General features: G+C 63.4%; 7 protein-coding genes. 6 read left to right on the top strand and 1 reads right to left on the bottom strand.

What is annotated here, in order from left to right; all coding sequences use genetic code 11:
* Positions 1-1,128, bottom strand: a 1,128-nt coding sequence (locus M0954_RS29820) for an NAD(P)/FAD-dependent oxidoreductase (protein ID WP_297357078.1), incomplete at its 3' end; no start/stop codon positions are given.
* Positions 1,129-1,336: 208 nt separating this feature from the next.
* Between M0954_RS29820 and M0954_RS29815 the strand changes: the two genes are divergently transcribed.
* From M0954_RS29815 to M0954_RS29790, 6 genes are all read left to right on the top strand, one after another.
* Positions 1,337-2,263, top strand: a complete 927-nt coding sequence (locus M0954_RS29815) for a LysR family transcriptional regulator (protein WP_297357076.1) — start codon at positions 1,337-1,339, stop codon at positions 2,261-2,263.
* Between the two features lie 136 nt (positions 2,264-2,399).
* Positions 2,400-3,551, top strand: coding sequence for an aromatic ring-hydroxylating dioxygenase subunit alpha (locus M0954_RS29810; protein ID WP_297357074.1), 1,152 nt, complete (start codon positions 2,400-2,402; stop codon positions 3,549-3,551).
* A gap of 35 nt (positions 3,552-3,586) precedes the next feature.
* A complete protein-coding gene (locus tag M0954_RS29805) occupies positions 3,587-4,786 on the top strand; it encodes an ABC transporter ATP-binding protein (protein WP_122159241.1) in 1,200 nt (399 codons plus the stop codon).
* A gap of 76 nt (positions 4,787-4,862) precedes the next feature.
* Positions 4,863-5,849, top strand: coding sequence for an ABC transporter substrate-binding protein (locus M0954_RS29800; RefSeq protein ID WP_123387069.1), 987 nt, complete (start codon positions 4,863-4,865; stop codon positions 5,847-5,849).
* Between the two features lie 17 nt (positions 5,850-5,866).
* Positions 5,867-7,123 carry an ABC transporter permease gene (locus tag M0954_RS29795; protein ID WP_122159243.1) on the top strand — a complete coding sequence of 419 codons (1,257 nt, stop codon included), beginning with the start codon at positions 5,867-5,869 and terminating at the stop codon, positions 7,121-7,123.
* A 13-nt stretch (positions 7,124-7,136) separates the two neighbouring features.
* Entirely contained in the window at positions 7,137-7,961 is an 825-nt protein-coding gene (locus M0954_RS29790) for an ABC transporter permease (protein ID WP_123386171.1), read from the top strand.
* Positions 7,962-8,082: the final 121 nt, after the last annotated feature.

The following is an 8,082-nucleotide window of genomic DNA, read 5'->3' as shown; positions in this document are numbered from 1 at the left end:
GATGCCGGGTTCGCTTGAAACACCTCGTTGGTGTTGCGGCTTTCCATTTGCGGCGAACGCGTTGACATGCAGCCAGCTGTAGTCGGTCGTATAGCCGGTTGCCCAGACAATGGAAGTCACGCCCGCCTCCGCGAGATCGAGCTCGATAAGCGGGTGGGTCACGCATTCGGGATCGGCGAGCATCTTGCGTGCTTCAGGTTCTTCAGGAAGGTCAAGGCCATTTCGGGCGATATACGCGTCAGCTGCGTCGAGCAGCGCCAGATGGTTTTCGTCGCCGCGGGCGAGGTTGCCCGCAAGGTCCGGCTGGAAGGCGACGACGCCGCTCTCGAACGATTTCGTCAGACCGGCGAGTACGATGCCTTGCTGAGCAAGCGCCCGGAAGTCAACCGTATGGCCACCACGGGCGCCGCTCACAGCAATGGTGACGTGTTCCCTGCCCGGTGTCGCGACCTCCTTGTCCCACTCGCCCAGCACGCCCAGCCACCAGCAGTAATCGCGGTTGCGATAGGCGCGCGGCGGACGATCGTGCGGCCCCACCGACAGATACACCTTCCTGCCCGAGCGCTGCAGTTCGTCGGCGATCTGCACCCCTGACGACCCGGCGCCCACCACCAGAACGGCGCCCTCGGGCAGCTGGCCTGGGTTGCGGTAGTCGGCGGAGTGAATCTGCGTGAGCCTCTCGTCTTTCGGCGCGACAGGCGGAATCAGGGGACGCTGGAACGCGCCGGTCGCGACCACCACGCGGTTGGCCTCGACGATGCCCTCCGACGTCTCAATCGTGAAGCCGGGCCGGCCCGCGCTACGCTCCACTTTCGTCACCTCGACACCGGTGCGGATAGGTGCACTGAATTGCCTCGCATACGCTTCGAAATAGTCCGCGACCCGGTCTTTGGACGGAAAGGCGTCGGGATCGACATCGTCGAATTCCAGACCAGGAAACCGGTCATGCCATGCTGGGCCGTTGGCCACCAGAGAATCCCAACGTCCCGTGCGCCAGCGTTCGGCAATACGGCTGCGTTCCAGCACGAGGTGCGGCACGCCTTGCTTGCTCAGGTGTTCGCTCATGGCCACACCGGCCTGGCCGGCGCCCACCACTAGCGTATCGATTGACGTTTTTTCAGCTGTCATGGCTGTTCCCTTCCGAAAGGCAGCTTGAGTGCGGACATCGTCCGTGGCAGCACTGCAGGCCCGCCGCGCCGGATTCGATGAGTGCAATCTACGCTCGCCTCAAGCATCCGAAAAACATATTTCAAAAATGCAATACATCGCTTTTCCCTATGCAAAGGGATTTCTTTCGACGCACAATCGCGACAGATAAAACGTCGAGGAGCAGGCGATGGAAGTGGGCCAGTTGCACTATTCGCTGCGGCAGTTGCGGTATTTCGTGGTCACCGCGGAAGCGCTGTCGTTCACCGCGGCGGCAAAAAAACTGCACATCTCGCAGCCGTCGATCTCGACGGCGCTGGCCGACCTGGAGGCGTCGTTCGGCGTGCAGCTGTTCATTCGCCATCATGCGAGTGGCCTGTCGCTGACACAGGCCGGGCGCGACATGCTCGGACAGGCGCGCAATCTTCTGAAGAACGCAGAGGAACTGCAGTCCGCTGCGCGCGAGATGGACGGCGGCATGTCGGGCGTGATCGCGCTCGGCTGCATGGTCTCGCTCGCGCCGCCGGTCATGCCGGCGCTCATCAGCCGCTTCATTGCGAGCCACTCGGGCGTCACCTTCCGCACCGAGGAAGCGCATCAGGACGACCTGCTGCACGGCCTGCGCGACGGCACGCTCGATCTCGCGCTGACCTACAGCCTCGACCTCACCGACGAGGTCGACTTCACGCCGCTCGTTTCGCTGCCGCCCTACGTGATCCTGCCGAAGCTGCACCGGCTCGCCCGCGCACGGGCCGTCTCGCTGACCGATCTGCTCAACGTACCGTATGTGATGCTCGACCTGCCGCACAGCCGCGAATACTTCGCAGGGCTATTCGACGCGGTCGGCACGCGGCCCGTGCCCGCGTTCCGTTCGTCGCAGCCGGAAGTGGTGCGCGGGATGGTCGCAAACGGCCTCGGCTACAGCATCCTCAACTTCCCGCTGAAGTCGCTGAGAACCGTGGACGGAGCGGACTTCGTGATCAAGCAGTTCAAGGACGACGTGACGGCGACGACGCTCGGCATCGCGCAATCGCGCGAACTGAAACCACGCCAGTTAGTGAAGCGATTCGCGGAGTTCTGCGAGACGCACATCCGGGAACTGCATCGCAATGGCTGAACAGGCCGCCTGCGCAGCCAGCAACAACGGCTGCATAGGAAAAAACTGGCTTTTACATCCGAAAACAATATTTTGGCTGGCAATTTGACTTGGTAGATTGGTGTCCATCGCAACGCAATGCTGAACCGGAGGCCATATGGCTGCCCCTGCAACGTCGCCGGATGCCGGACCCGAGATCGCCCGCGAATTGCAGGCGAACTGCGAGCGCCCGTTCGACGACGCGCGCGCCATGCCGCCGCGGGTCTATACGTCTGACGCATTCCTCGCGCTCGAACAACGTGAGATCTTTCGCAAGGAATGGCTTTGCGTGGGGCGCGCGAGCACGCTCAGCAATCCCGGCGACTACCTGACCGCGCAGATCGACGGCCAGCCCGTTGTGGTTCTGCGTGATGAACAGGGCGGCCTGCGCGGCTTGTCGAACGTGTGCCTGCATCGCATGTCGGTATTGCTCGAAGGACGCGGCAACGTCAGACGTATCGTGTGCCCGTATCACGCATGGAACTACACGCTCGATGGCGCCCTTGCAGGCGCACCGATGATGGAGCGGCAAGCGGGCTTCTGCAAGGAAAGCTACCGGCTGCCGTCGATCCGCTGCGAAACGTGGCAAGGCTGGATCTACGTCACGCTCGATCCTGATTTGCCGCCCGTCGCAACACAGCTCGAAGAACTCACGCAACTGATCGAGCCGTACGGCATGTCCGACTACGTCGAGACGTTCTATGAAGAGCACGTGTGGGACACCAACTGGAAGATCCTCGCGGAAAACTTCATGGAGAGCTACCACCTGCCCATGCTGCATCGTGCCACGGTGGGTCCGCATTCACGTCTCGAGGAGATGGAGTGTCCGCCCGGACGCGCAGCCTTCAACTATCATTGGATTACGAAGGAAGCGTCGCTGCCGATTGGCAACGCACACCCTGGCAACACACGTCTACAGGGACACTGGCGCCGTACGACCGCGCTCCTTGCCATCTACCCGACGCATCTCGTGACGCTCACGCCGGGCTACTTCTGGTACCTCGTGCTGCAGCCGCGCGGCGTAGGTCAGGTGCACATCCAGTTCGGTGGCGGACTCTCGCCCGAGTTTATCGACGACCCGAAAGCGGCCGACTACATGGCCACGCTGAAAACCTTGCTTGACGATGTCAATGCGGAAGACCGGCGCGGTGTTGAGGCGGTGTTTCGCGGCGTGCACGCCCCGCTCGCGAAGCCAGGCAACCTGAGCCACCTCGAGCGGCCGAACTACGACTTCGCACGCTATCTCGCGCAGCGAACCGCCACGTCATGACGCGCGCGAGCCGCGCATCGGATGATCACACGACCATGTCCAGCCAATCGTTCATTTCGTTCGCAGGGGTCAGCAAGTCGTACGACGGCGTACATAGCGTCGTCGAAGGTCTCGATCTCGATGTCGCGCGCGGCGAATTCGTCTCACTGCTCGGGCCCTCCGGTTCAGGCAAGACCACGACGCTGATGATGCTTGCAGGATTCGAGTCGCCGACGCATGGCGAGATTCGCCTGAACGGCAAGCGGCTCGACGACAAGCCGCCGCACCAGCGCGATATCGGCATGGTGTTCCAGAACTACGCACTGTTCCCGCACATGACGATCGCGCAAAACGTGGCGTTTCCGCTGTCGGTGCGCAAGATTGGCCGTAGCGAGCAGAAGGCACGCGTGGCGCGCGCGCTCGAGATGGTCGAGCTGCCGCACCTCGCAGCGCGCAGGCCAGCGCAGCTCTCGGGCGGCCAGCAGCAGCGCGTCGCACTGGCGCGCGCCCTGGTGTTCGAGCCGAGCGTGGTGCTGATGGACGAGCCGCTCGGTGCGCTCGACAAACGCCTGCGCGAAACCATGCAATACGAAATCATGCGCCTGCATCGCGAGTTGTCGCTGACGGTCGTCTACGTAACGCACGACCAGAACGAGGCGTTGACGATGTCGGACCGCGTCGCCGTGTTTTCCGACGGCCGCATCCAGCAGGCCGCGACACCTACCGAACTCTATGAAAATGCGGCGAACGCGTTCGTTGCGAACTTCGTCGGCGAGAACAACGGCTTGACTGGCCGTGTCGTCGCGAGCGAGGGCGAGTGGGCCACACTGCAGCTCGCGGACGGCACCACCATCAGCGGACGTGCTGGCGCTGAACTGCGCACCGGCGGCGAAGCGATGCTGGCCTTGCGGCCCGAGCGCGCGCACATCGCGGCGATGGCTGCGGCAACGGCCGATGCCACGCGCGGCGAAGGCGATTCGAATGTCGTCCATGCGCTCGTACAGGAACTCGTCTATTGCGGCGACCATCACCGCGTGCATCTGAAACTGGCACACGGCGAGAGCGTCGTCGTGAAGGTGCCCAACACACAGCATCGCGATCTGCCCGCACTTGGCCATACCGTGGCCGTCACGTGGCGTCGCGACGACTGCAAGGTACTGGCCGCCGTTTCACCGCGCGTCGCGGTGACCGCCGACGGCCCCACCAAAGTTTCGCCTTCATCGTCCGCATCGCCACTCATCGCAGGAGTTAACTAAAATGCACGCTACTCGCTCTCCTATCCGGCACGGCGCTATTTTCACCGCCGTCACGGTCCTCTCCGTCCTGTCGTCGATGGCACACGCCGCCGACACGCTGTCAGTCGTCACGTTCGGCGGCGCTTACGAATCCGCAGCAAAGCAGGCATGGTTCGAGCCGTTCACGGCGAAGACCGGAATCGGCTTTTCGACGGAATCGTACGACGGCGGCCTTGCGAAACTGTCCGCGATGGAACAGGCAAAGAACCCCACCTGGGATCTGATCGATCTCGAAACCAACGACGCCATCACGGCGTGCGACGAAGGCCTGCTGCAGAAATTCGACCGCAAGCAGCTCGGCAATACCGCCGACTTTCTGCCTGGCTCGATCGGCGATTGCGCCGTCTCGGCGATGGTGTGGTCGACCGTGTATGCATACGACACCACGAAGCTGAAGACACCGCCCACCTCCATCAACGACTTCTTCGATCTGAAGAAATATCCGGGCAAACGCGGCATGCGCAAATCGCCGAAGGTGGCGATGGAATGGGCGCTGATCGCCGATGGCGTCGCGCCGAAGGACGTCTATAAAGTGCTCGGCACGCCCGCAGGCGTCGACCGCGCATTCAAGAAGCTCGACACGATCAAGTCGAGCATCGTCTGGTGGGACGCCGGTGCACAGGCGCCGCAGTTACTCGCGGACGGCGCGGTCGTGATGACGCAGGCCTATAACGGCCGCATCGACGATGCCATGCACAAGGACGGCAAACCGTTCAAGGTCGTCTGGGACGCGCAGGTCTACGACTATGAATGGTGGGGTATTCCGATGGGCGCGAAGCACGCGGCCGACGCGGAGAAGTTCATCGTCTCGGCATCGACTCCGCAGGCCTATGCGGACCTCTCGAAGTACATCGCGTATGCACCGCCGCGCAAGGAAGCGATTCCGCTGATCGACAAGGCACGCCTCGGCGATCTGCCGACTGCGCCGGCCAACTTCAAGCGTCCGCTGCAGATCGACGCGACGTTCTGGGCCGACAACGCGGATGCGATCAGCAAGCGCTTCCAGGTGTGGCTCACGCAGTAACGGGAATGGGCGAGACGATGAACACGCCAATGCAGCCCACAGCAACGATCGGCGCCGGTAACCCCGGCGGCGTTCGTCATGCCTGGCAGCGCGCCCGTCGCAAAGCCGCCGTGCAGGCGTTACTGCTGGCGTTACCGCTGCTCGTGTTCCTGCTCGCCACCTTCATCGCACCCATCGCAAGTCTGCTGGCGCGCAGCGCTCAGAATCCCGAAGTGCGCGGCAGCATGCCGCAACTGACGGCCGCGCTGCGGGCGTGGGATGGCAACGGCGTACCTGGCGAGCCGGTCTTTGCCGCACTTGGACAAGGCTTGCGGCAGTCGGCCGAATCCGGCGAACTGGGTAACGTCGCACGCCGGATGAATTTCTATCAGCCGGAATTCCGCAGCCTGCTGATGAAGACAGCACGCGAGACACGTTCGCAGACACCCGACGCGTGGAAGCCGGCGCTGATCCAGATGGACCCGCGCTGGGGCGAGAACGAAACATGGCGGCTGCTAAAACGCGCCGCCACCTCGCCGACACCCGACTACCTGCTCAACGCGATCGATGCGCAGGTCGCGCCGGACGGTTCCGTGACCTCGGTGCCCGCGGACAGCGCTGTCTATCGCGCGGCCTTCGTGCGTACCATCCAGATCAGTGCGACCGTCACGCTGCTGTGTCTGCTGCTCGGCTACCCGGTCGCCTATCTGCTCGCCACGCTGCCGCCAAAGCAGGGCAACCGGCTCATGCTGTTCGTCATCGTGCCGTTCTGGACTTCGCTGCTGGTGCGCACGACCGCGTGGTACGTCCTGCTGCAGCCGGGCGGCGTCATCAACACCGCCTTGATGCGCTTCGGCATCGTCCATCATCCCCTGCCGCTGGTCTTTAACCGCACCGGTGTGCTGATCGGCATGACGCACATTCTGCTGCCGTACATGATCCTCGCGATCTACTCGGTGATGAAGGGCGTATCGCCGGTGTACGTGCGGGCCGCGCAATCGCTGGGTGCGCATCCGGTCACGGCGTTCATCCGCGTCTATATTCCGCAGACGCTGCCAGGTGTCGGCGCCGGCTGCTTCCTTGTCTTCGTGCTTGCGCTCGGCTACTACATCACGCCCGCGCTGCTGGGCGGCGCAGGGGACGAGATGATCAGCCAGCTGATCGCATCGCAAACCAACGAGCAGCTCAACTGGGGACTCGCGGGCGCGCTGTCTTGCTATCTCGTGGTCTTCACGGCCCTCTTCTATTTCGTCTTCAACCGGCTTGTCGGTATCGACCGGCTGCGCTTTGGCTAGCGGAGAGACCAGCATGCAACCTCAACGTCACCAAACGCTGTCCGAGCGTATCGCCGGCGCAGGGCTGCGCGTGCATTGCGCGTTGATCTTCCTGTTTCTGGTCGCGCCGATCCTCGCGATCGTGCCGTTGTCGTTCAACTCGGGCTCGTTCTTTTCCTATCCGATGGAGGGCATTTCGCTGCGTTGGTACGAGCAGGCGTTCGGCTCGCACGATTGGCAGCTCGCGTTCGTGAACAGCATCGGCATCGGCGCGGTCGCGACATTGATCGCAACCTGCCTTGGGACACTCGCCGCGCTCGGGCTGAGCCGTCCGGTGTTCCCATTTCGCGCGATCGTCATGCCGCTGCTGATTTCGCCGATGATCATTCCCATCGTCGTAGTCGCGGCCGGCTTCTATCTGATCTTCGCGCCGCTCGGACTCGTCAACTCGTACACGGGTGTGGTGCTCGCACATGCGGCGCTGGGCACGCCGTTTGTCGTGATTACGGTGACCGCCTCGCTGTTATCGTTCGACCAGAGCCTGCTGCGCGCCTCCGCCGGTCTCGGCGCGCGGCCGTGGACTACCTTCCGCCGCGTCACGCTACCGTTGATCGCGCCGGCTGTCGCGACGGGTAGCGTGTTCGCGTTCGCCACCTCGTTCGATGAGGTGATCGTCATTCTTTTCATCGGCGGCCCCGAGCAGCGCACCGTGCCGCGACAGATGTGGAGCGGCATCCGCGACCAGATCGATCCGTCAATCCTTGCCGTGGCGACGGTGCTGATTGTGTTCGCAACCCTACTCTTCACTGCGATGAACTGGTTGCGCGGCAGGGCGGCCGCCGCCGGTTCGGCACCCTGAAACAAGCCGCGCAACCACCCCACCCCGCCCCGTACGCACCACGCGCAGTAGGGGATGTGTGCGGTGTCGGGCCGCCAAGTAAGGCGGGGCCCCAGACCCCACGAATACCCCCCCCCCCGCG

Origin of the sequence: Paraburkholderia sp., assembly GCF_026225065.1 — a bacterium.
Classification (GTDB): Bacteria; Pseudomonadota; Gammaproteobacteria; order Burkholderiales; family Burkholderiaceae; genus Paraburkholderia.
This window is presented reverse-complemented; position numbering and strand designations above follow the sequence as displayed.

What these genes read in the sequence shown, in the direction of transcription:
- M0954_RS29805 (WP_122159241.1), top strand. Translation starts at nt 3,587, where the DNA reads ATGTCCAGCCAATCGTTCATTTCGTTCGCAGGGGTCAGCAAGTCGTAC.
- M0954_RS29795 (WP_122159243.1), top strand. Translation starts at nt 5,867, where the DNA reads ATGAACACGCCAATGCAGCCCACAGCAACGATCGGCGCCGGTAACCCC.
- M0954_RS29790 (WP_123386171.1), top strand. Translation starts at nt 7,137, where the DNA reads ATGCAACCTCAACGTCACCAAACGCTGTCCGAGCGTATCGCCGGCGCA.
- M0954_RS29800 (WP_123387069.1), top strand. Translation starts at nt 4,863, where the DNA reads ATGGCACACGCCGCCGACACGCTGTCAGTCGTCACGTTCGGCGGCGCT.
- M0954_RS29810 (WP_297357074.1), top strand. Translation starts at nt 2,400, where the DNA reads ATGGCTGCCCCTGCAACGTCGCCGGATGCCGGACCCGAGATCGCCCGC.
- M0954_RS29815 (WP_297357076.1), top strand. Translation starts at nt 1,337, where the DNA reads ATGGAAGTGGGCCAGTTGCACTATTCGCTGCGGCAGTTGCGGTATTTC.